The sequence below is a fragment of the Arthrobacter sp. 05L421 genome, from assembly GCF_056397785.1.
Genome location: NZ_JBFTOC010000001.1, coordinates 109181 through 130648, shown reverse-complemented (window position 1 = coordinate 130648; position 21468 = coordinate 109181). Strand labels below are relative to the sequence as shown.

Sequence of the window (21468 nt, the reverse complement as noted above, 5' to 3'; positions counted from 1 at the left end):
ATCCGGAGGTCCTGCCGGCGGTAGGCGCCGGAACGGCTACAGCTTGGCCCCCGCGAACCCGTTCTGGCGCCAGGCCTCATAGACGGCGATGGACGCCGCGTTGGCCAGGTTAAGCGACCGGAGGGAGGGCAGCATCGGCAGGCGGACGCGGGACGTCACCCGGGGACTGTGCTTGAGTTCCTCGGGCAAACCCACGGATTCAGGACCAAACAGCAGGACGTCGCCGGCGCGGTACTGGATGTCTGTGTACGTGGTTTCGCCGTCGGAGGTGAAGGCAAATACCCGTTCCGGCTCCAGCGCCGCCCAGGCTGCGTCGATGTCCGGGTGGACGGTCACGACGGCGAGGTCGTGGTAGTCCAGGCCCGCCCGCCGGAGCTTGGCGTCGGAAAAATCAAAGCCCAAGGGCTCCACCAGGTGAAGCTCGGCGCCCGTGATGGCTGCCAGCCTGATGGCGTTTCCCGTATTGCCGGGGATTTCGGGGGTGTGGAAGAGGATGCGGAACACCATTCCATCCTAGCGAGCCGCCGGCGTCGGGTGCGCCGTGGCCGTCCGCCTTGGAGACGGGCGGGGAGGAACTGGGGCGGAACCTAGTGCATTCCGCGCAGCAGCCGGGCCAGCACGGGCACGTTGACGGTGTTGGGGGCCGGTCCCGAGCCGAGGAACTGCTTGAGGCCGCGGGCCAGGCCTGCGGCGTTGACTACCTCGACAAGCCCCGAATTTTCCCCGTACCCGCTGCCCTGGCCGCCGGGTGCGCGGCGGTGCCGGTCGATGACCGGTTGGTGCAGGTTGCCGTCCGTGCTGTGGATAACAATCCAGCCGGTGACATTGAGCTCGGGAAAAATGTCCTGCATCCGGCGTACGACGTGGCCTAGTTGGGGCGGGGCGACGGAACGGTTGCCGTGGGTCAACGTGCTGCCGTTCCAGGCATAGGCGCCCGGCGGCAGCAGCATGGACCCGATGATTGCGAGCCGGTACCCGGCAAGGACCGCGTGGTCGATGTGGCTGTTGTCCGCGGGAGACTGCAGCCCGTTGACGAGGCGCGCGGCCGGAATGGTGGTCAGGATCTGCCTGCTGATGAGCTGCACGGTTCGCATCTCGCGTTGGATCCGCGCCTCGGCGCCGAAGATCCCGCGCTTGCGGGGCATGCCGTGGACCTGTTGCCGGGCCACACCGACAGGGATCAGCGGCACCGCTGTCCCGTCGCCAAATTGCTCGAACGGGGGAACGTAGACGGGCGGGTCGGCAGCCGTATTCCGCGGCGTGTTCGGGCGGCGCACGTTGGCTGAGGCCCGGCTGCCCGCGGCCGGGGCGTCGAAGTGGGCGCCCTCGTCGCCGGCGGGAGAGGAATCGGCGCTGCCGTAGGAGCGGTCATAGTCCGCGCGTCGCTTAGCGTCGATGAGAGTCTCGTACGCGAGGGTGACACGTCGGAACGCTGCAGGATCGCCGCCGTGATCCGGGTGGGCGAGCCGGGCGGCCTTGCGGTACGCCACTTTAATGTCCTTCTCCGTCGCCGTCACGGGGATCCCTAGGACCTGGTAATGCGAGCTGCTGCCCTTCGTCAAACAGAGATCCTTTTCATCGAAGGTGCCGGCGTTGAGAATGCCGGGCCGTTCGTGGGCGCCCGGCAGGCCCAGTTTAACCGGCTGAGAGAACAACGACCGCGCGTACCGGGATGGTTCCCGGCCACTGGCATAACTGCGCGCATGCTGATCGCCGTCGCCGTCAACCCGCGCGCGTCCTTTGGCCGTGCGCGGCACACCGGGAAGGAAGTGGCGGGACGCTTCCGCGCGGCCGGTGCGGAGGTCCTGCTGCTGTGTGCGGACAGTTATGCCGGGCTCGCGCAGGCGGTTGGAAACGCGCTGGAATCGGGCGTGGATGCACTGGTGGTGGTGGGCGGGGACGGCACGATCCACCTCGGGTTCAATACCGGCAAGATCACCGCGGGAGGAACCTCCCGCTGGTTCGCGGGCGTCGTCTCCGCCGGGTTCGATGCCGCCGTCAATGAGCGGGCCAATGGCTGGCGCTGGCCGCGCGGCAAGATCCGGTACCAGCTAGCCATGCTTCGGGAACTGGCCTCGTTCCGGGCCGGCAAGGACGTGGGCCACCCCGCCGTGCAGCTTCGCCGGGTCAGCACCGTGGAACTGGCGGCCAGCAACATCGTGGCCTACGCCGACGGCGAGCGGATCGGGGCGCTCCCGATGACCATCGAGGTCGTTCCGCACGCCGCCTGTGTTCTGGCGTAGCGGCCCGGCATAGCGGCCGGGCTTGGCGCCTTAGCGGCTTGGCGTGGCGGCCGGCGCGGCCTTGCGCGGGGACAGCCTGTTCAGTGCCAGGGCACCCACGAGCAGGCCGAAGTCACGCAGCGCGACGTCGTAGAAGCCGCCGAGGACGATCAGGTTGATGATGATGCCCAGCAGCCAGGCGGCCACGAGCGCCGATCCGAAGCGCGGGCGCAACGCCACCATGACGCCGGCGATGATTTCCACCACGCCAACGATGTACATGATGGTCTGGGCCGGCAGCGGGATAACCGAAGTGACCACGGGGGCCAGGTACATGGTCCAGTCGGTCAGCAGATTCGTGAACTTGTCGAGGCCGAACAGGATCGGCGCGACCGTAAAAACGGTCCGCAACAAGAGGAACGCCTGGCGGTGCGGGTCCGCCGCGAGCTGCTGAGCGGGAGTGGCGAGGGATGGGGAAACTTTCATGGCATGCTCCTTCTAAAAATGGATAACTTGATTTTAGAATGCACCTGAGGATTAAGCAATGATTCTTGTTTTTAGAGATATTCTTGTTTCATGACCAAACTTCCGTGGAATCGCCGGCTTGCGGCGGTCGCGTCCCTGGGCGACGAGAACCGCCGGATGCTGTTTGACTATGTCGCCTCAGCGGCAGACGCCGTCGGCCGGGACGATGCCGCCCAGGCTCTGGGCCTGGCGCGGAGCACAGTCTCATTCCATCTGGACCGGCTCGTGAAAGACGGGCTGCTGGCGGTGGAGTTCCGCAAGCTTGGAGGGCGGGAGGGCCCCGGTTCCGGCCGGCCCGCCAAGCTGTACCGGGCCGCCGTGGACGAGGTGGCGGCCTCCGTCCCGGACCGCCACTACGATCTTGCCGCCGAGTTGCTGGTCTCCGCGATCGAGGATGCCACCAGCGACGGCGGATCGCCCCGGGAGGCCCTGCTCCGGGCCGCCCGCGCCAAGGGTCAGTCAGCGGTTGAGTCGGCAGCCCGTGCAACCGGGCCGGCGGGGGCCATCGGGGCCGGGGATGCGGAGACCGCCGGCGGTCCCGATGGCGCCGGCCCGTTCGCGGACTTCTTGACGGGGCAAGGCTACTGCCCCGCGGGCGACGGCGCGGGGGGACTGGTGCTGATGAACTGCCCGTTCCATCGCCTCGCTGCCGGGCACACAGACGTGGTCTGTGCCATGAACGGGGCCTTCCTGGGCGGGGCCTCCGCGGCCCTTGGGATAGCCCCGGGACGGATCGAAGCGCTAGCCATCGAAGATCTCAGGGAGCAGGGGGGCGCGCAGCCCGGGCAGTGCTGTGCCCGCATCCTGCCTGCATAACAGCCCTGCCTGCATGACAGCCCAATCTGGCGTCGCGGCTACCGGCCCCGCGACCCCTCCGAAGAGGTGGCAGGCGCTGCGGGCCTGGGCTGGCCCTTGAGACCGGTCAGCAGGACGCCGGCGACCACCATGAGGCCGCCCACGATCTGAACGGGAGTCAGTGGCGTCCCCAGCAGCACTGTAATGATCGCAGTAAAGACCACCATCAGGTTGAGGTAGTTGCCCGCAGTCCCCGGCGGAGTGGTCTTCAGCGCCAGATTCCACAGGAGGTAGGAACAAAGGGAGGGGAAGACGGCGATGTACGCCAGTGACCAGCCTTCGGCCGCGGTGTCCGGAAACTGCACGTTCATGGCCAGGGCCAAGGGCGCCAGCGTCACGGTCGCAAACACCACCTGTACTGCCGTGGCCGAGATGGCCGGCATCTTCAGCCGGCGGGCAATGATTGTGTAGAAGCCCCAGACGATGATCGCACCGATCATCAAGAGCTCGCCGGTGTTGATGGCGAAGCTGAATATACGGGCCAGCTCACCCTGGGTCAGGACGAGCAGCACCCCCAGCAGGCCGAGGCAGATGCCGAGCCAGCCCAGCCGGGTGGTCCTCTCGCCGAGCAGGACAATCGCCATGACCACAATCAGGGCCGGGTTGGCGGCTGTAATGAGGGAGGCGTTCATCGCGGATGTGTAGCCGAGCGCGCTGTAGAGCATCAGGGTGTAGCCGCTCATGCCCAGGACGCTCAGCAGGAGGAGGGCGGGCCAGCGGCGCAGCACAGCGCGCCAGTCCGGCTTCTCAACGAAGTGGGCCAGGAGCAGCAGCGGCACGGCGGCCAGGGTCCAGCGCCAGAAGGTCAGCTCCAGCGGGGACATTGAGGCGACGGCGGCCTGCCCGACGACGTAATTGCCGGACCAGAACAAGGTGGCCAGCACAAGGTAGAGGGAGGCTTTCACCGCCCGAATCTACACCAGTCGAGTATCCTCCCGGGTGCCTGCGCCCGTCGCCCGCCGCAGCTTGGCAGCCGCGGCCGCAGGTAGAATTGGGCTGTGCCCGTTTACCTCGATCATGCCGCCACAACCACCCTCGCCCCGGAGGCGCTGGCCGCGCTGACGCGCGAGCTGGCCCGGACGGGCAACCCCTCCTCGCTGCATGGAGCGGGCCGTCGTGCGCGGCGCTCGGTGGAGGACGCGAGGGAAGTGCTGGCGGCGGCCGCCGGTGCCCATCCCTCGGAGGTGATCTTTACCTCCGGCGGGACCGAGGCAGACAACCTTGCGGTCAAGGGCCTGTACTGGGCCCGGCGTGCGGAGGACTCTTCCCGTACGCGCATCCTGTGTTCCGCCGTCGAACACCACGCAGTGCTGGACACCGTCGAATGGCTCGAACGGCATGAAGGCGCCCAAGTCTGCTGGCTCCCGGTAGACGCCGCTGGCCTCGTGGACCTGGCCGTGCTTGAGGCCGAACTGTCCCGGGACCCGGCGTCGATCGCCCTGGTGACAGTCATGTGGGCCAACAACGAGGTGGGCACCATCCAGCCCGTCGCCCGGGTGGTGGAGCTGGCACACGCCGCCGGCGTACCCGTCCACTCCGACGCTGTCCAGGCCTTCGGCTCCATCCCTGTTGACTTCCGCGGGACGGGTCTGGACGCCATGTCCGTCTCCGGGCACAAGATCGGCGGACCGGTCGGCGTCGGCGCGCTCATCCTGGGCCGGGCGGTGAAGCTGACCCCGGTCCAGCATGGCGGCGGGCAGGAACGCGACGTCCGCTCCGGGACCCTTGATACTGCCTCGATTGCCGCTTTTGCCGCGGCCGCCGAGGCCGTCGCCGCGAAACTCCCCGAGGAGGCCGCCAGGATCGCGGCCCTTCGGGACCGATTGATCGAGGGCGTCCATGAGGCCGTCCCCGAGGCCGTGCTCCGGGGCGCCCCGGGCCCCGGCCGGTTGCCGGGCAACGCGCACTTCACCTTCCCGGGCTGCGAGGGCGACTCGCTGCTGTTCCTGCTGGACCTCGCCGGCGTCGAATCCTCCACGGGCTCCGCCTGCACTGCAGGGGTTCCGCGGCCCTCGCATGTGCTGCTGGCCATGGGCCTGGACGAGGACACGGCAAGGGGTGCGCAGCGTTTTACGCTCGGACATTCCTCCACCGACGCCGACGTCGATGCCCTGCTCGCCGCGCTGCCGGGCGCCTATGCGCGGGCCCGCCAGGCCGGCATGGCCGGCCATGAATCCAGCATCCAGACCGCCGGTACGGTCGCCCGTGAATCCGCCCGTCAGGCTTCCGGTCATTCCCCTGGAAAGAGCTGATCCAGCGGTGTTGCGGAATCGGCAAGCAGGTCCGGGCTCACGGCGGTGCGTGCGCCGATGAGCGCCTTGATCGCCTTCTGCGGCTTGGCGGCGCGGGGCCAGTTGACGTTCATCCCGGCAATCACTTGGCCGTCCCGCTGCCAGAAGGCCATGAACTCCTTGTCGGCGAGCGAGCCGCGGATCACCGGTGGCCCGGCAACCAGCGTCGGGAAGCCCGAATACTCCATGCTGACGTCGTACTGGTCGGTGTAGAAGTACGGGATGGTGTCCAGTGCGGCGTCGAGGCCGAGCATCGCCTTGGCTGCCACCTTCCCGCCATTGAGGGCGTTGGACCAGTGTTCGCTGCGGTGGTGCTCCCCGGTGAACGGATGCAGGGCATTGGCGACGTCGCCGGCGGCGAAGATCCCGGGCACCGAGGTCCGCAGCGACGCGTCGGTGAGGATGCCGTTGCGGATCCCGATGCCCGCCGCCTCGGCCAGGCTGAGCTCCGGCACCACGCCCACGGCGATGATCACGAGATCGGCGGGCAGGACAACGCCGGCGTCGGTGACCACCCCCGTCACCTGCCCGGACCGCCCCTGGATCCCGGCGGCGGTTGCCGGAAGCCGGAACCGCACGCCGTGGGCCTCGTGCAGTTCACGGAAGAAGCCGCCCAGTTCGGGGCCGATCGCCGCGCCCAGCGGCACCTCCGCCCGGCCCAGCAGGGTGACGGTGTTTCCGAAGGTGCTGGCGGCGGCGGCCAGTTCCATCCCGATCCAGCCGGAGCCGATCATGACCACGTTCAGCCCGCCGTCGGCGAGGCGGGCGTGCAGGCGCCGGCTGTCCTCCACCGTCCGGAACGTGCTGACGCCGTCGAGCCCGGTGCCCGGCAGGGGGATGGGCCTGGGCCGCGCTCCGGTGGCGAGCAGCAGGGAGGCGTACTCCAGCCGTTCGCCGCCGTCCAGAACCACGGCCCGGGCGGCCGGGTCCAGCTCCGTGACCCGGACGCCGGGGCGGAGGTCGACGTCGTTCGCGCCGTACCAGTCCTCGGGCACCACGGGCAGGGCGTCGTCGCCGGCCTTGCCCAGCAGGTACTCCTTGGACAGCGGCGGGCGCAGGTACGGCTGGTGGGACTCGGCCGCCAGCAGCACCACGGGGCCGCCGAATCCCTCCGCCCGCAAGGTTTTGGCCGCCGTGGCACCGGCCAGTCCGCCGCCCACGATCACGATTTCTTCAACAGCCATGTCCGCCCGATTCCCGCGCGTACTCCCGCGCCTGTGCGCTTCCGATTCTAAAACCGTTTGTCTTGACGTTAGAAGTGGTAAGCGGCCCCGTCAAGGCTTTTGGGGAGGATTCGGCGTGGCGATAGAATGGCGTGGCAGGCATTGTGCTATTTCCGCGCACTGCGGCCGGCCCCGGTGCCTGCGACACCCCGAACCCTAAAGAAAGCCAGTATGCGAGTTCTTGCAGCCATGAGCGGCGGCGTTGATTCCGCCGTTGCCGCCGCCCGCGCCGTCGAGGCGGGGCACGACGTCGTCGGCGTCCACCTCGCGCTGTCCCGGATGCCGGGCACCCTGCGAACCGGCAGCCGCGGCTGTTGCACGATCGAAGACTCCCGTGACGCCTGGCGTGCCTGCGACATTCTCGGGATCCCGTACTACGTCTGGGACTTTTCCGAGCGGTTCAAGGAAGATGTGGTCCAGGATTTCATCGATGAATACGCCGCCGGCCGCACCCCCAATCCGTGCATGCGCTGCAACGAGCGCATCAAGTTCGCCGCCCTGCTGGAGAAGGCCATAGCCTTGGGCTTCGATGCCGTGTGCACGGGCCACTACGCCAAAGTCATCACCGACACCGACGGAAACCCTGAGCTGCACCGTGCCGCGGACTGGGCCAAGGACCAGAGCTACGTGCTGGGCGTGCTGACCCACGAACAGCTCAAGCACTCGATGTTCCCGCTCGCGGAGACGCCGTCCAAGGCCGAGGTCCGGGCGGAGGCGGAGCGCCGTGGCCTCTCGGTGGCGAACAAGCCCGACAGCCACGACATCTGCTTCATCCCCGACGGCGACACCGCCGGCTGGCTCGCCGAGAAGATCGATATGACCACCGGTGACATCGTGGACGAGTCCGGCGCGAAGGTCGGCGAGCACCCGGGCGCCAACGCCTTCACCGTCGGCCAGCGCCGGGGTCTGAAGCTGGGCACCCCGGCCGCCGACGGCAAACCGCGGTTCGTGCTGGAGATCCGGCCCAAGGAAAACAAGGTGGTGGTGGGCCCGGAGGCGCTGCTCGCCGTCGACGAAATCCGCGGCATCAAGGTCTCCTGGGCGGGCCTGCCCATCGCCGAGGTGGCGACCGGTGGGGAGTTCGACTGCTACGCCCAGGTCCGTGCCCACGGCGACCCCGTACCCGCCCGAGCGCACACGGCGGGGGACGAGCTGGTGGTCACGCTCACCGATCCGCTGCGCGGCGTGGCCCCCGGCCAGACGGTGGTGCTCTACCAGGGCAGCCGCGTGTTGGGCCAGGCCACAATCGATGCCGCGCGCTCGCTGCAGCGGGCCGCGCTCTAGGCGCCAGCCACACCGAATCCAGCGAAGGGTCCCGCCATGCGGCGGGACCCTTCGTCGTCTCTGCGCTCCGCCGTCGTCCGCGTGCCCGACGTCCAATTGCCCGCCGTCGTCCGCGTGTCCGACCGGCGGGAAACGCCCGGAGGCGCTGGACCCTGCCGAAGATCCTCGCGGAATCCTGAAGAAAATGAGAGAAACCTTCGAATCGTGTAAATTTTGTGTCTCAACTCACAAAATGCAACGTTTCACCGAATGATTGTCTGGTTGAATCTAGGGATCAGCAAAGCGTGCCGCCCGACGAGTCACTCGTTTCACTTCGGGCTGCGCTAGAACGCATCGAACAGAAAGTTCACAGATGGCAATGAACAAAAAGGCCTGGCAGGGCGTTATCGCGCTCGCCGGGGTTTCCGCCTTTGCACTGACGGCCTGCACCGGGCCGACCGGCGGCGCTGGCGGGTCATCAGCCGCCGCAAACGGTCCAATCGCCTATGGCACCACGGACAAGGTCACTGCCTTGGACCCGGCAGGCTCGTACGACAACGGTTCGTTCATGGTGATGAACCAGATCTACTCCTTCCTGCTCAACTCCAAGCCGGGCAGCGCCGATCCGGTTCCGGACCTGGCCGAGTCCGCATCCTTCACGTCGCCGACCGAATACACGGTCAAGCTCAAGCCGGGACTCAAGTGGGCCAACGGCCACACGCTCGACTCCAAGGACGTCAAGTTCTCCTTCGACCGGCAGACCAAGATCAACGATCCTGCGGGCCCGGCCAGCCTGCTGGCCAATGTGGCCAGCGTCACGGCTCCCGATGCCAACACCGTCGTCTTCAAGCTGAAGCTGGCCAACGACCAGACCTTTGCGCAGATCCTCAGCAGCCCTGCCGCGCCGATCGTGGACGATGAAGTCTTCCCGGCCGACAAGCTGCTTGACGACGACTCAATCGTCAAGGCCAAGGCCTTCTACGGCCAGTACACGATCGACACGTATAAGAAGAACGAGCTGATCAGCTTCAAGGCGAACCCGGACTACCAGGGAGTCCTCGGCAAGCCGGCCAACGACGCCGCCACGATCAAGTACTACGCCGACCCCACCAACATGAAGCTGGACATCCAGCAGGGCAACATCGACGTCGCAAACCGCAGCCTGAGCGCCACGGACATCGATGACCTGAAGAAGGACTCCAAGGTCAAGGTCAACGTGGGCCCCGGCGGCGAAATCCGCTACATCACGTTCAACTTCAACACCATGCCGTTCGGCGCCAAGGCTGCCGACGCCGATCCGGCCAAGGCGACCGCCGTCCGCCAGGCCATCGCCAACCTCGTTGACCGCCAGGCCATCGCGGACCAGGTCTACAAGGGCACCTACCTGCCCCTGTACTCCAACGTTCCCAGCGGCTTCCTCGGCGCCAACGAATCGTTCAAGGACGCTTACGGCGACGCCGGCAAGCCCAGCCTGGACAAGGCCAAGAAGGTCCTGACCGACGCCGGTGTGACGACTCCCGTGTCGTTGAACCTGCAGTACAACCCGGACCACTACGGCAAGTCCTCCGGCGACGAATACGCCATGATCAAGGACCAGCTGGAGAAGTCCGGCTTGTTCAAGGTCAACCTGCAGTCCACGGAATGGGTCACCTACAGCAAGGCCAGCCGCGCCGATGAATACCCGCTGTTCCAGTTCGGCTGGTTCCCGGACTTCAGCGACGCTGACAACTACCTGACCCCGTTCTTCCCGGATGGCGGCTTCCTGAAGAACCACTACAACAACCCCACTGTCACGGATCTGATCAACAAGCAGCTCACCACCGTTGACAAGAGTGCACGCGAGTCCACGATCAAGGATGCCCAGAATGCCCTCGCCAAGGACATCTCCACGCTTCCGCTGCTCCAGGGCGCGCAGGTTGCCATTTCCGGCAGCGGTGTCAAGGGTGTCGATTCCACCCTCGATGCCTCCTTCAAGTTCCGTTTGGGAACTCTTTCCAAGTAAGGCTGCATCTGTGCGGTTCTGACCAGCCTGCGAGGCGGGGCGCCCTCGAGGCGCCCCGCCTTTGCTGGTCAGTGCCGCACCTTGCAGTTCACGCCGGCCGGCCCATGGCCGCGGAAGCACAATTTTAGGTACCAATGACAACATTGATTGAGGCGCCGCCAAGCGACGCCGACGGACTCCTTCCGTCCAAGAAAAAATCCTCGGGTGGGGGCTTGGGGACCTACATCCTGGTCAGGGCCTTCCTGATCATTCCGACCATTTTCATTCTGGTCACCTTGGTCTTCTTCCTGATGCGGGTCATTGGCGACCCCATCACCGCCGCCCAGGGCGGCCGGCTTCCCCCGGAGGCGCTGGCGCAGCGCATCCACGAAGCCGGCTACGACCGGCCGATCTTCGTGCAGTACTTTGAATACATCGGCCAGTTGGCGACCGGCAACTTCGGCACCACCATCACCGACCGCCGCCCCGTCGTCGAAATGGTTTTGACCTTTGGCGTGGCAACCCTGGAACTGGCCATCAACGCCCTCATCGTGGCGCTGTTGGTCGGCATCCCGCTCGGGCTCATCTCCGCCTACAAGCGCGACAAGGCACCGGACGCAGTCCTGCGGTTCTTCGCCATCCTCTGCTACGCCACCCCGGTGTTCTTCGCCGGCCTGCTGATGAAGCTGACCTTCTCCGTCTGGCTCGGCTGGCTGCCCGTCGCAGGACGGGCCTCCACCAGGACCGAACTGGCCATGGGAAGCCTGGCCGCACCGACCGGGATCTACTGGCTGGACGCGCTGCGCAGCGGCAACATGGCTGCGTACGGCGACGTCGCGGCCCATTCAATCCTCCCCGCACTCACGCTGGGACTGCTGACGGCAGGGGTCTTCCTGCGGCTCGTCCGCACCAACGTCATCGGCACACTGGGCAAGGACTACGTCGAGGCCGGCAGGTCCCGCGGGGTCAGCAATTTCCGGCTCGTGACCAAGCATGCCTACAAGCCTGCCCTCATCCCGATCATCACGGTCATGGGGCTCCAGATTGCCCTCCTGCTCGGCGGGGCCGTCCTCACGGAGTCCACGTTCGAGTGGAAGGGCCTCGGCTACCAGCTGGTGCAATACCTGAACGCCCGCGACTTCGTCGCTGTCCAGGGCATCGTTGTGCTGCTGGCGGTCATCGTTGCCGTCACGAACTTCATCGTTGACGTCGTCGCAGCCCTGATCGACCCGCGAGTGAGGTACTAGCCATGAATGCAACCAGAGTAAGCGGGCGCAAGCAGCCCCTCATCTACCGGCTGCCGGTGATCTCGCATTTCCGGACGAGCGTCGGGCTGCAGCGCGGCATGCTCGTCACCGGTCTGGTGCTGTCCGTCGTGTTCCTGCTCACGGCAGTGTTTGCGCCCTGGATCGCGCCCTACGGCTTTGCCCAGCTCAGCGACGCCGCGGGTACCTTCCCGGCACAGCAGCCGCCCAGTCCGGCCCACATCTGGGGCACCACGGTGAGTGGCTACGACGTCTATTCCCGCGTGCTCTGGGGCGCCCAGACGGCCGCGGTGGTCATCATCGTCGCCGTGGTCATGTCGATCTTCCTCGGCGTAGCCCTCGGCCTGCTCAGCGGCTACTTCGGCGGCTGGCTGGACCGGATGCTGGTGGTGATCGCCGATGCGATTTACGCCTTCCCGTCGCTGCTGCTGGCCATCGTGATGTCCATCGTCATCAGCCACGGCCAGTCCAGTTTCTGGGGAGGCATCGTTGCCTGCTCCATCTCCATCTCGGTGGTTTTCGTCCCGCAGTACTTCCGCGTGATCCGTGCCGAGACCATCCGGCTGAAGGCCGAGCCGTACGTCGAATCAGCCAAGGTGGTGGGCGCCTCCAGCGTCCGCATCATGGGCCGGCACATCTTCAAGAACGCAACCCGAACGCTGCCGCTGATTTTCACGCTGAATGCGTCCGAGGCGATCCTGACCTTGGCCGGGCTTGGCTTCTTGGGCTTCGGCATCGAGCCGTCATCCGCAGCCGAGTGGGGCTACGACCTGAACAAAGCAATCGCCGACGCCTCCTCGGGCATCTGGTGGACGGGTGTCTACCCTGGTACGGCGATCGTCCTGACCGTGCTTGGGCTGACCCTGGTCGGTGAGAGCATCAACGACCTCAACGATCCCCGCCTCCGTGGCCGCAAGAAGGTTGCCGCAGGCAAGGGCGGACCCGACTCAACCGCCGGTGCCCAGGCCGCACTCGAAGCAGAATCGAGAGTTCTATGACCATCAACATCGACAAGCCCGGCCCGGTCTCAGGTCCGGTCCTGGACATCGACAGCCTCAAAGTCACGTTCGCCACTGATGCCGGCGATGTGTACGCAGTCAAGGACGTCAGCCTCAAGGTCAACCCCGGCGAGGTCGTGGCCATCGTTGGCGAATCGGGATCCGGCAAGACCGTGACGGCCAAGACCATCCTGGGGCTCCTTCCGGAGACTGCCATCAGCCAGGGCGCGGTCCTGATCAACGGCAACAACGTCATCAGCGTCAGCGAGGCCAAGCTGCGGGAGATCCGGGGCCGCGACGTCGCCATGGTGTTCCAGGAACCCTCCACAGCCCTTAACCCGGTGTTCACCGTGGGCTGGCAGATTGCCGAAGGCATCCGGGCGCACGCCGACGCCAGCACCGGCAAGAAGATCTCTGCCAAGGACGCCAAGGCGCGGGCCGTCGAAGCCCTCCGTAAAGTGGGCATCCCGGAACCGGACACGCGGGTCAACTACTACCCGCACCAGTTCTCGGGGGGCCAGAAGCAACGCGTCGTCATTGCCGCCGCGTTGGCCCTGAACCCTGGGCTCATCGTGGCAGACGAGCCGACCACCGCCCTGGACGTCACGGTCCAGGCGGAAATCCTGGAACTGCTGCGGGACCTCCGCGATAAATACGGGACATCCATCGTGCTGATCACTCACAACATGGGTGTTGTCGCCGACCTCGCCGACCGCGTGGTGGTCATGTACCAGGGCGACGTCGTGGAGGAGGCATCCTCGCGCGTGCTGTTCGCTGAGCCCAAGGAGGATTACACCAAGAAGCTCCTTGCCGCGGTCCCGCACCTTGGCCGCAACTCCGCGTCCGAAGGCATGGTGGAACGTGCCCACCAGGGCGGCAAAGTGCTGGTCGAAGCCAAAAACCTGACCATCGAGTACCCGGGACGGCTGGGCACCCCGGCCTTCAAGGCCGTCGACGGCGTCAGCTTCACCGTGTCCGAGGGCGAAGTCTTCGGCCTCGTGGGGGAGTCGGGGTCCGGCAAGACCACCATTGGCCGGGCCATCGCCGGGCTTAACCGGACCACGGGCGGCAGCCTCAAGGTGCTGGGTTACGAGATGCTGAACTACAGGGAGCGCACCTTCAAGCCGCTCCGCAAGGAGATCGGCTTCGTGTTCCAGGACCCGGCGGCCTCGTTCAACCCGCAGCTGACCATCGGCGACTGCGTGGCGGAACCGCTGATCATCCACTCAAACCCGACCGCGGCCGAGGCTCGCAAGCGGGTCGGTGAGCTGCTCGAGTCAGTGCAGCTGCCGGCGTCGTACGCTGACCGGTTCCCGCACGAACTCTCCGGCGGACAGCGCCAGCGTGCCTCCCTGGCACGGGCGCTCATCCTGAACCCCAAGCTGCTCATCGCCGATGAGCCGACCTCGGCGCTGGATGTGTCCGTGCAGGCCGTGGTGCTGGAACTGTTCAAGGAGATCCAGCAGGAATTCGGCTTCGCGGCCCTGTTCATCAGCCACGACCTCGCCGTGGTGGACATGCTCTCCCACTGGGTGGGCGTGCTCTACAAGGGCAAGATGGTGGAGCAGGGGCTCGGCAACCAGGTGATGGGCAACCCGCAGCACGACTACACAAAGAAACTCATCGCATCCTTGCCCGTCCCGGATCCCGACGAACAGGCCAGGCGCCGCGAGGCGTTCAAGGCCGTGCTTCACAGCTAACGGCTGGCGCGCCAGCCGGGCCGGGCCGATTCAGCGCCGGGCCGGGCTGGTGCCGAGCCACTGCCAGCTGGGCATGCCCACCGTTCTCCACGAACGGCGGGCATGCCCCTTTGGTGGGCTGGCTCCAAGTACCCGGCGGGCGCCTGCAACGGTGCTTAACAGCGGGAGGCATTAGCCGCCCTGCCCATAGACTGGGTCAATGACCGAGCAGAACCTCAATCTTCCTGAAACCGATTCCTACGACCCGGCGGCAAGCTCCCTGGCCGGTTCCGTGGATCCCGCGGTAATGGCGGAGCTGTTGTCGATCCGCTCCAGCATCGACAACATCGATGCCACCCTCGTCTTCCTCCTCGCCGAACGCTTCAAGGCAACCCAGAAGGTCGGCTTCCTCAAGGCCGCGCACCAGCTCCCCGCCGGGGACCCGGGCCGCGAAACGGCGCAGATCGCCCGGCTGCGGCACCTCGCCGCCGAGGCACACCTGGACCCGGCTTTCGCGGAGAAATTCCTGAACTTCATCATCGGCGAGGTCATCCGCCACCACGAGGCCATCGCCGAAGACCACCAGGCCGCCCAGGCCTCCGGCTCCACGGACGCGGCCCGCGCCGCGGACGCGTAGCCATGGCTGGAACAGACTCGCCCGCACCGGGCCAAGTGACCGCGACGGGCCTCGGCCCGTGGCCCGGCGAGGACCCGGCCGAGGCCGCCCGCATCATCCGCGGTGAACTGGGCACCCCGCATCTGCCGTTCCTTGCCGAACTTCCCGACCGCGGCGTCGGCTCCGATGCCCTGGGCCGGACAGCGTCCCTGCTCGTGGAGCTGGCCGTCGATGTCCAGCCGCATGGATGGCGGCTCGTGGACCGCCCGGGCAAGGACCTGCAGCGGGCCAAATCGGCCCTGTCCACCGACATCAACATCCTGGCGGACGTGATCGGGGCCGAGGAAGTGCCGTCGGAGGATTTCAAGATCCAGCTGCGCGGGCCGCTCAGCCTTGCCGCCGGCCTGCATTTGCACAACGGGGAGCGTGCCCTGCTCGACTACGGCGCCCGCCGGGAGATTGCGGCGTCGCTGGCAGCGGGCGTGGAAGGCTACCTCAAACGGGTGGCAGAGGCTGCCCCCGGAGCCCGCATCGTGGTCCAGATCGACGAACCTGAAATTGCCTCGGTACTGGCCGGCACCATTCCCACCGCCAGCGGCTACCGGACCCTGCGTTCGGTATCGGGCCGGGAAGTCACCGAGTCCTGGCAATTGGTGATCGACGCGCTCCGGGCCGCGGGCGCCGTCGAGACCGTAGTGGCCGTCTCCGAGGTAGAGGCGCCCTTCGAGCGGATCCTGGCGGCGGGCGCGGACGGAATCGCCGTGCCGCTGCGGGCCCTGACCTCCCGCCAGTGGGAACAGCTCGCGGGCGCGGTGGAGGCAGGCAAACGTCTCTGGGCCGGCGCGCTGGACGTTGCCGATCCCGCCGCGACGCTGCCAAGGGTTGGCGCCGTCGTGGAAAACGTGTGGCGCCCGTGGCGGCAGCTGGGTCTTCCCGCGTCCACGCTGGGGGCGCTCCGAGTCACGCCGTCGGAGGGTCTGGCACGGCACTCACCGGCCGCGGCGACGGCGGTCCTGACCCGGCTGACCCAGGTGGCGGACGGCCTCAACCAGCTCGCGCTCGGCTAGCGCAGCCGCTGGGACTGACGCGGCTGCCGGCGTCCCGACTTAGACCCTTCTCTCCCAGCCGTCCGGACGGGCGTGCCCGGGAAGGTAGCCCGGCGCCGCTACGGCGCCGGGGTAGGGCTCGAGCCGGTAGTCGAAATGGCCGGCGTACACCAGCACCAGGCCGAGCTGGGGCTGGATCACCTTGACCTGGATCCGGTGCCGCCCGCCGTCCCGCGGCTCCCACCACTGCTCGGCGTAGGCCTTTGCGTCGAGGGCGGCCGGCAGAGGAATCCGGAGAGGTCCCAGAAACAGCCGGGACGCCTCGGACACCCCGCGGAGCCGGCCCTCCGGCGTGACGCTGAGGTTGAGGTCGGTGGCGAGCCGCCGGAACCTGCCCACGTAGTCCACCAGCCCCTGCCTGCTCCCGGAGTCGTCAAAACTGGTGGTGTCGTGGAACAGCCGGGTGGTTCCGGGGAAGAAGATTTCCCGTCGGGCCGTCAGGCTTGACCTGCCGAACGGGTCCAGGTGGGCGTGGTTCTCGATCCGGAAGCGGATGCCCTCACCGTATTCGGGGAAGAAGGCCTGCTCGCCGGTGGTGAGCCGGAGCAGGGGACGCAGCCACGCCTGCCTGCAGCCGACGACGTCGAAGACCCCCTCGCCGACGCCGTAGTGGCCGGACCCCGGTGCCAAGGCGAAGTATTCTTGAAGCTCCGGCTGCAACCGGTCAAAGTCGCGGCCCAGGGCACGCTCGTAGATGGGGATGTTCACGGGTTCCTCCTGCGGTCCGGGCCGGTTCACGGGGCCTGTCCACAGCATGCAGGACAACGCGGCAATTGTCACAGCGTCCTGTGCATCGGCGGGGCTCAGACGGCGGTGGCAGGCCCGTCTGCGCCATGCCGGGGGCCGCCCGATACGACAAAGCCAATTCAATGGGGGAATATATAACTATGAAGGCACGCATTCTGGTAGTGGACGATGACGAGGCGCTCGCCGAGATGATCGGTATTGTGCTGCGCAATGATGGCTTCGAACCCGTCTTCTGCGCGGACGGCGGACAGGCGCTGGACGTCTTCCGCGCCTCCAAACCGGACCTCGTCCTGCTCGACCTCATGCTTCCGGGAATGGACGGCATTGAAGTCTGCCGCCAGGTCCGTGCCGAGTCTGACGTCCCCATCGTGATGCTCACCGCCAAGTCGGATACTTCCGACGTCGTCCGTGGTCTCGAGTCCGGGGCCGATGATTATGTGCCCAAGCCGTTCAAGCCCGCCGAGCTCGTCGCCCGGGTCCGGGCCCGGCTCCGTCCGGGTGACCAGAAAGCCCCGGAGACCCTGCGGATCGCGGACGTCACGATCGATGTGGCCGGCCACCTGGTCAGCCGGGGCAACGACCGGATCTCCTTGACGCCGCTGGAGTTCGACCTCCTGGTCGCACTGGCCCGCAAGCCGTGGCAGGTGTTCACGCGCGAACTGCTCCTGGAGCAGGTCTGGGGCTACCGGCACGCCGCCGACACGCGGCTGGTAAATGTCCATGTCCAGCGGCTGAGGTCCAAGATCGAACGTGACCCCGAAGCCCCCGAAGTTGTATTGACGGTCCGTGGTGTCGGCTATAAAGCAGGTTCCTGAGCCTGCGGACCGCGGCGTCCGGCAGGCCATAGCCACGGACACCGCGCCTGAGACGGTGCCGGACACCGCGCCTGAGACGGTGCCGGACACGGCGCCGGCAGAGTCATCCGCGGCGTCAACCGCAAAGTCAACGGCAGAGCCCGCCGCGCCGCGCGGGTCCGGACAGCCGCCAGCCGGCGGCGCGCCGGGCCTTTGGCGCGGATACGCCTTCCGGACCAGATTGTGGGCAAAACGCGCGAGGATCGTCGGCGTCCGGGTGGCGCGGCTGGTCCGCACCGGCATGCATCGTCTCCTGCCCGGCATCCGGTACCTGCTCCGGGCGGTGCACCGGAAGTGGCGGCGTTCGCTGCAGTTCCGGACCGTCCTGACCACGCTGCTTCTGGCCATCGGTTCGTTCGCGGTGGTCGGCGCTTACCTGTCCAACCAGATCGCCAACAACCTGTTCCAGGAACGGCTTGCCCAGGCCGAATCGGAGACGCGCTACAACGTCAAGCAGGTCCAGGACACGTTCGACGGCGCCCAAGTCACCGACCAGTCCAGCGTCATCACCCTGGTCTACGACACCCTGAACGCGGTCGAAGGCCGCGGATCCGTGATCCAGCGGCGCTACGTCTTCGAGGCTATGCCGGAGCAGACCAAGCCGCGCAACCGTTGGGTTGAATCCCGGGCCTCGGACCAACTCACCATCGGCGTCATCCCCCCGGATCTGCGCAAGGCCGTGCAGAACTCGGGCAAGGACCAGTACTGGGCGTCCACGCAGTTCCCCGTGGGGACCGAGGACCGGCCCGGCATCGCCGTCGGCAACAAGGTGACCTTCAACGGCACCGTCTACGAGCTCTACCTCATCTATGACCTCAACACGGCGCAGAAGACCCTGGACGAGATCCAGAATGTCCTGCTGGCCGGCGGTGCCCTGCTGGTGCTCATGATCGGCGGCGTCGCCTGGTATGTGACCCGCAACGTGGTCAGCCCGGTCAGCCACGCCGCCGTCGTCTCGGAGAAGCTCGCGGCCGGCCAGCTGCAGGAGCGCATGGTGGTCAAAGGCGAGGACGAGGTCGCCCGGCTTGGTGCCTCGTTCAACCACATGGCCGCAAGCCTGCAGGAACAAATCACCCAGCTGGCCACGCTCTCGCAAATGCAGCAGCGGTTCGTCTCGGATGTGTCCCACGAGCTCCGCACCCCGCTCACCACCGTGCGCATGGCCGCTGAAGTCCTCTATGACGCCCGCGAGGACTTCGATCCCATCAACAAGCGGTCCGCGGAGCTGCTCTACAACCAGGTGGAACGCTTCCAGTCGCTTCTGGCCGACCTGCTGGAAATCTCCCGCTTTGACGCCGGCGCAGCCACGCTCGACGCCGAACCCACGGACATTGTGCAGCTCGTCGCACACGTCATTGATGGAGTGGCGCCCGTCGCCGCCGAATACGGGTCCGCCGTCACCCTCAACGCCCCGGCCGGCAGCGTCATTGTCGACATGGACGACCGCAGGATCGACCGAATCCTGCGCAACCTGATCCTGAACGCCCTCGAACACGGCGAGGGCCGGCCGGTGAACGTCTCAGTGGCCGCCAGCGACACCGCGGTGGCCGTAGCCGTGCGGGATCACGGCATCGGCATGACACCGGCTGAGGCGGCGCGCGTCTTCGACCGGTTCTGGCGCGCCGATCCAGCCCGTGCCCGTACCACCGGCGGCAGCGGACTGGGACTGTCCATCGCCGCCGAAGACACCAAGCTCCACGACGGCTGGCTGCAGGCCTGGGGGAACAAGGGCCACGGGTCCAACTTCCTCCTGACCCTTCCGCTGCGCCGGGACGAGGCGATCACCAAGTCCCCGCTCCAGCTTGAGCCGGTCAACGTCGGGCTCCCCGTGGCAGGCAGCCAGCGGACCGTGGTGCTGCTGGACCCGCCGCGGACCGGGGAAGCGCCGGCGGGTGCATCCGGGGCCCGCAGGACCATGGCCGACGGTTTCACGGACGGCTTCACTGAGGACTTAACAGAGGGCTTTACTGGCGACGGCGGCAATGGCGCCGTCGGCGGGGCAACCGCGACGGACGGCCCGGCGGGCCACCGGGAAACCGGGATGGAGGGCAGGGCATGAGTGGGGTTTCGGGCAAGTTCACCCGGGTGGGGGCAGCGCTGCTGGCACTCCTCCTGCTACTGCTGACCTCCTGCGCCCAGATTCCGCGCTCGGGGCCGGTGGGCAAGAGCACCGACGAGAGCGCGGGAAACCCCAACGCCCCGGTCTTCTTCCCGGCCGCACCGCGTCCCGGAGCTGGACCCGAAGCGGTGATCGAGGACTTCTACCTGGCTGGCAGCGGCTACGAGGACGACTACGCCGTGGCCCGGCAGTACCTCACCCAGGCCTCATCGGTGACGTGGAAGCCGGACCAGCGGGCGCTCGTCTTCCGGAAGGCCGCAGTGGTGGCCACCGGCGTCGAAAACGTCTTCAACTACCAGCTCGACGTCGCCTACTCGGTGGACGCCGACGGCGTGGCCACGCAGCTTCCGGAGGGCACTACCGAAAACATCCCCGTCACCCTGACCCAGGTGGACGGCGAGTGGCGAATCTCCGATCTTCCGGACGGCACGGCCATTCCGGAAGAGACGTTCAAGGTCATCTACGGCGCGTACCCGATCTACTTCTACGACCCCACTTTCACGTACGCCGTCCCCGATGTCCGGTGGTTCATCCGGAAGAAGACCGTCAAGGCCATGACGAGCGCCCTCCTGGGCGGCCCCGCCCCCTACCTCAAGGGCGCCGTCGTCAGCGCGTTCCCCTCGGGCATCAAGCTGGCCCGCGAGTCCGTGCCCGTGGTCTCGGGAGCCGCCCAGGTGGATCTCACCGCCAAGGACCTGGTGGACGCCTCCAACGAGGACCGGCTCAGGATGCAGACGCAGCTGGCCCTGACGTTCCGCAGCCAGCCGGATGTCATCAATGTCGAGCTCCGGGCCAATCAGGATCTGGTGCGCGTCGAGGACAACGGCACGGTCCTGCCTCCCGTCCGGGACGAGAGCGTCCCCGCCTACCAGATCGCCGTCAGCAACCATGACCTGGTCCGGTACGAGAACAACAGGCTGTCGCCCCTGCCGGACATCCGGTCCGTGGCGGCCCTGTCACCGCGGGCACCGGCGGAGTCGACCGAATCGCAGGCCGCCGCGTTCCTCAACGCCGCCCGCACCACGATGTACTCGATCGTTCCGGGCCAGCCCGCCAGGGCACTGACCACGCGGGCTACGCTGTCCCGGCCCTCGTTCGGCCGCTACGACTGGGTCTGGACCGCCGGGCCGGGTGCCAGCGGCGCCACCGAGGTGTTGGCCTACCGGCCGGTCGGTGTGGCCGAGAAAGCCAGCGTACCCACCGTGACCCTGTCGCCGGCCTGGCTCGCCGGCCGGACCGTCAAGGAGTTCCGGATTTCCCGGGACGGCACGCGTGCCCTTGTCATTTCGGAGCAGAAAGGCAACAGCAAGGTCCAGATCACCGGGATCATCCGGAACGCGGACGGCACCCCGAGGGACCTCACCCCGCCCCTGACCCTCCTGACTCCGCGGAATCCGGACCAAGGGGTCTGGGTGGATGACACCACGGTGGCGGTCATGAAGGCTTCCGCCAGCGATGCCGTTACACCCGAGTTGTTGTCCCTGGGCTCGGCGCAGCCGCAGCAGCTGGCCCCGTGGCCCGGGCTGACGGCCCTCAGCGCAGGCAACGGGACATCCGAGATCTACGGCCAGTCCGCCGAAGGAATCTTCCAGCGGCTGGGCAACGGGTGGTCACCGCAGCTCAAGGGCCCCACAGACCCGTCCTTCCCGGGCTGACCCACGGGCCTTCGGGCGACGGCTGTGGGTCGGTTTCGGCGGCCGCTATCCGTCAGCGCCGGACCGTCC

General features: G+C 67.2%; 19 protein-coding genes. 13 read left to right on the top strand and 6 right to left on the bottom strand.

What is annotated here, in order from left to right; genetic code table 11:
* Positions 1-36: 36 nt before the first annotated feature.
* Positions 37-504: a tRNA (cytidine(34)-2'-O)-methyltransferase gene (locus AC1DKQ_RS00565; RefSeq protein WP_377985450.1), complete on the bottom strand. Its 468-nt coding sequence runs from the start codon at positions 502-504 to the stop codon at positions 37-39.
* Between the two features lie 83 nt (positions 505-587).
* Positions 588-1562 carry a J domain-containing protein gene (locus AC1DKQ_RS00560; RefSeq protein WP_476917937.1) on the bottom strand — a complete coding sequence of 325 codons (975 nt, stop codon included), beginning with the start codon at positions 1560-1562 and terminating at the stop codon, positions 588-590.
* A gap of 141 nt (positions 1563-1703) precedes the next feature.
* Between AC1DKQ_RS00560 and AC1DKQ_RS00555 the strand changes: the two genes are divergently transcribed.
* Positions 1704-2243 carry a diacylglycerol kinase family protein gene (locus tag AC1DKQ_RS00555; protein WP_476917936.1) on the top strand — a complete coding sequence of 180 codons (540 nt, stop codon included), beginning with the start codon at positions 1704-1706 and terminating at the stop codon, positions 2241-2243.
* Positions 2244-2273: 30 nt separating this feature from the next.
* Here AC1DKQ_RS00555 and AC1DKQ_RS00550 read toward each other — a convergent pair whose 3' ends face one another.
* Positions 2274-2708: a hypothetical protein gene (locus AC1DKQ_RS00550; protein ID WP_277522770.1), complete on the bottom strand. Its 435-nt coding sequence runs from the start codon at positions 2706-2708 to the stop codon at positions 2274-2276.
* Positions 2709-2798: 90 nt separating this feature from the next.
* Between AC1DKQ_RS00550 and AC1DKQ_RS00545 the strand changes: the two genes are divergently transcribed.
* A complete protein-coding gene (locus AC1DKQ_RS00545; RefSeq protein WP_476882813.1) occupies positions 2799-3563 on the top strand; it encodes a helix-turn-helix transcriptional regulator in 765 nt (254 codons plus the stop codon).
* 38 nt (positions 3564-3601) lie between these two features.
* Here AC1DKQ_RS00545 and AC1DKQ_RS00540 read toward each other — a convergent pair whose 3' ends face one another.
* Positions 3602-4507, bottom strand: coding sequence for a DMT family transporter (locus tag AC1DKQ_RS00540; RefSeq protein ID WP_476917935.1), 906 nt, complete (start codon positions 4505-4507; stop codon positions 3602-3604).
* A gap of 93 nt (positions 4508-4600) precedes the next feature.
* Between AC1DKQ_RS00540 and AC1DKQ_RS00535 the strand changes: the two genes are divergently transcribed.
* Positions 4601-5854: a cysteine desulfurase family protein gene (locus tag AC1DKQ_RS00535; protein WP_476917934.1), complete on the top strand. Its 1254-nt coding sequence runs from the start codon at positions 4601-4603 to the stop codon at positions 5852-5854.
* On the opposite strand, the gene AC1DKQ_RS00530 is transcribed toward AC1DKQ_RS00535, so the two are convergent.
* Entirely contained in the window at positions 5833-7077 is a 1245-nt protein-coding gene (locus AC1DKQ_RS00530; protein ID WP_476917933.1) for an NAD(P)/FAD-dependent oxidoreductase, read from the bottom strand. The two genes, AC1DKQ_RS00535 and AC1DKQ_RS00530, sit on opposite strands and share 22 nt — an antisense overlap.
* Positions 7078-7287: 210 nt before the next feature.
* Between AC1DKQ_RS00530 and mnmA the strand changes: the two genes are divergently transcribed.
* The 7 genes from mnmA (at position 7288) to AC1DKQ_RS00495 (ending at position 15985) form a co-directional block, all read left to right on the top strand.
* Positions 7288-8400, top strand: coding sequence for a tRNA 2-thiouridine(34) synthase MnmA (gene mnmA / locus AC1DKQ_RS00525; RefSeq protein ID WP_476917932.1), 1113 nt, complete (start codon positions 7288-7290; stop codon positions 8398-8400).
* 352 nt (positions 8401-8752) lie between these two features.
* Entirely contained in the window at positions 8753-10381 is a 1629-nt protein-coding gene (locus AC1DKQ_RS00520; RefSeq protein ID WP_476917931.1) for an ABC transporter substrate-binding protein, read from the top strand.
* A gap of 134 nt (positions 10382-10515) precedes the next feature.
* Positions 10516-11607 carry an ABC transporter permease gene (locus tag AC1DKQ_RS00515; RefSeq protein ID WP_476882819.1) on the top strand — a complete coding sequence of 364 codons (1092 nt, stop codon included), beginning with the start codon at positions 10516-10518 and terminating at the stop codon, positions 11605-11607.
* Between the two features lie 2 nt (positions 11608-11609).
* Positions 11610-12623, top strand: a complete 1014-nt coding sequence (locus AC1DKQ_RS00510; RefSeq protein WP_476882820.1) for an ABC transporter permease — start codon at positions 11610-11612, stop codon at positions 12621-12623.
* Complete coding sequence (locus AC1DKQ_RS00505; RefSeq protein WP_476917930.1) at positions 12620-14323, top strand: ABC transporter ATP-binding protein; 1704 nt, start codon at positions 12620-12622, stop codon at positions 14321-14323. The genes AC1DKQ_RS00510 and AC1DKQ_RS00505 overlap by 4 nt, the downstream gene beginning before the upstream one ends.
* Before the next feature lie 199 nt (positions 14324-14522).
* The gene (locus AC1DKQ_RS00500; RefSeq protein WP_476882822.1) at positions 14523-14939 is read left to right on the top strand and encodes a chorismate mutase; all 417 of its coding nucleotides are present in this window, start codon (positions 14523-14525) and stop codon (positions 14937-14939) included.
* A gap of 2 nt (positions 14940-14941) precedes the next feature.
* On the top strand, positions 14942-15985 hold the full coding sequence (locus AC1DKQ_RS00495; RefSeq protein ID WP_476917929.1) for a uroporphyrinogen decarboxylase/cobalamine-independent methonine synthase family protein: 1044 nt from the start codon (positions 14942-14944) through the stop codon (positions 15983-15985).
* A gap of 39 nt (positions 15986-16024) precedes the next feature.
* Here AC1DKQ_RS00495 and AC1DKQ_RS00490 read toward each other — a convergent pair whose 3' ends face one another.
* Positions 16025-16732: a DUF4166 domain-containing protein gene (locus tag AC1DKQ_RS00490; protein WP_476917928.1), complete on the bottom strand. Its 708-nt coding sequence runs from the start codon at positions 16730-16732 to the stop codon at positions 16025-16027.
* A 179-nt stretch (positions 16733-16911) separates the two neighbouring features.
* Here AC1DKQ_RS00490 and mtrA point away from each other — a divergent pair, with 179 nt between their 5' ends.
* The 3 genes from mtrA to AC1DKQ_RS00475 all read left to right on the top strand — a co-directional run bounded on the left by mtrA (position 16912) and on the right by AC1DKQ_RS00475 (position 21399).
* A complete protein-coding gene (mtrA, locus tag AC1DKQ_RS00485; protein WP_277522792.1) occupies positions 16912-17586 on the top strand; it encodes an MtrAB system response regulator MtrA in 675 nt (224 codons plus the stop codon).
* A gap of 280 nt (positions 17587-17866) precedes the next feature.
* Positions 17867-19684 (top strand): MtrAB system histidine kinase MtrB, encoded by a 1818-nt coding sequence (gene mtrB / locus AC1DKQ_RS00480; protein WP_476918167.1) that lies wholly within the window; start codon positions 17867-17869, stop codon positions 19682-19684.
* The gene (locus AC1DKQ_RS00475; RefSeq protein WP_476917927.1) at positions 19681-21399 is read left to right on the top strand and encodes an LpqB family beta-propeller domain-containing protein; all 1719 of its coding nucleotides are present in this window, start codon (positions 19681-19683) and stop codon (positions 21397-21399) included. Before mtrB ends, AC1DKQ_RS00475 begins: the two co-directional genes overlap by 4 nt.
* Positions 21400-21468 lie beyond the last annotated feature (69 nt).

Excerpts from the sequence above, each read along its gene's own strand:
- AC1DKQ_RS00555 (WP_476917936.1), top strand. The coding sequence starts at position 1,704 with ATGCTGATCGCCGTCGCCGTCAACCCGCGCGCGTCCTTTGGCCGTGCG.
- AC1DKQ_RS00550 (WP_277522770.1), bottom strand. The coding sequence starts at position 2,708 with ATGAAAGTTTCCCCATCCCTCGCCACTCCCGCTCAGCAGCTCGCGGCG.
- AC1DKQ_RS00545 (WP_476882813.1), top strand. The coding sequence starts at position 2,799 with ATGACCAAACTTCCGTGGAATCGCCGGCTTGCGGCGGTCGCGTCCCTG.
- AC1DKQ_RS00530 (WP_476917933.1), bottom strand. The coding sequence starts at position 7,077 with ATGGCTGTTGAAGAAATCGTGATCGTGGGCGGCGGACTGGCCGGTGCC.
- mnmA (WP_476917932.1), top strand. The coding sequence starts at position 7,288 with ATGCGAGTTCTTGCAGCCATGAGCGGCGGCGTTGATTCCGCCGTTGCC.
- AC1DKQ_RS00520 (WP_476917931.1), top strand. The coding sequence starts at position 8,753 with ATGGCAATGAACAAAAAGGCCTGGCAGGGCGTTATCGCGCTCGCCGGG.
- AC1DKQ_RS00515 (WP_476882819.1), top strand. The coding sequence starts at position 10,516 with ATGACAACATTGATTGAGGCGCCGCCAAGCGACGCCGACGGACTCCTT.
- AC1DKQ_RS00510 (WP_476882820.1), top strand. The coding sequence starts at position 11,610 with ATGAATGCAACCAGAGTAAGCGGGCGCAAGCAGCCCCTCATCTACCGG.
- AC1DKQ_RS00505 (WP_476917930.1), top strand. The coding sequence starts at position 12,620 with ATGACCATCAACATCGACAAGCCCGGCCCGGTCTCAGGTCCGGTCCTG.
- AC1DKQ_RS00500 (WP_476882822.1), top strand. The coding sequence starts at position 14,523 with ATGACCGAGCAGAACCTCAATCTTCCTGAAACCGATTCCTACGACCCG.
- AC1DKQ_RS00495 (WP_476917929.1), top strand. The coding sequence starts at position 14,942 with ATGGCTGGAACAGACTCGCCCGCACCGGGCCAAGTGACCGCGACGGGC.
- mtrA (WP_277522792.1), top strand. The coding sequence starts at position 16,912 with ATGAAGGCACGCATTCTGGTAGTGGACGATGACGAGGCGCTCGCCGAG.
- mtrB (WP_476918167.1), top strand. The coding sequence starts at position 17,867 with ATGCATCGTCTCCTGCCCGGCATCCGGTACCTGCTCCGGGCGGTGCAC.
- AC1DKQ_RS00475 (WP_476917927.1), top strand. The coding sequence starts at position 19,681 with ATGAGTGGGGTTTCGGGCAAGTTCACCCGGGTGGGGGCAGCGCTGCTG.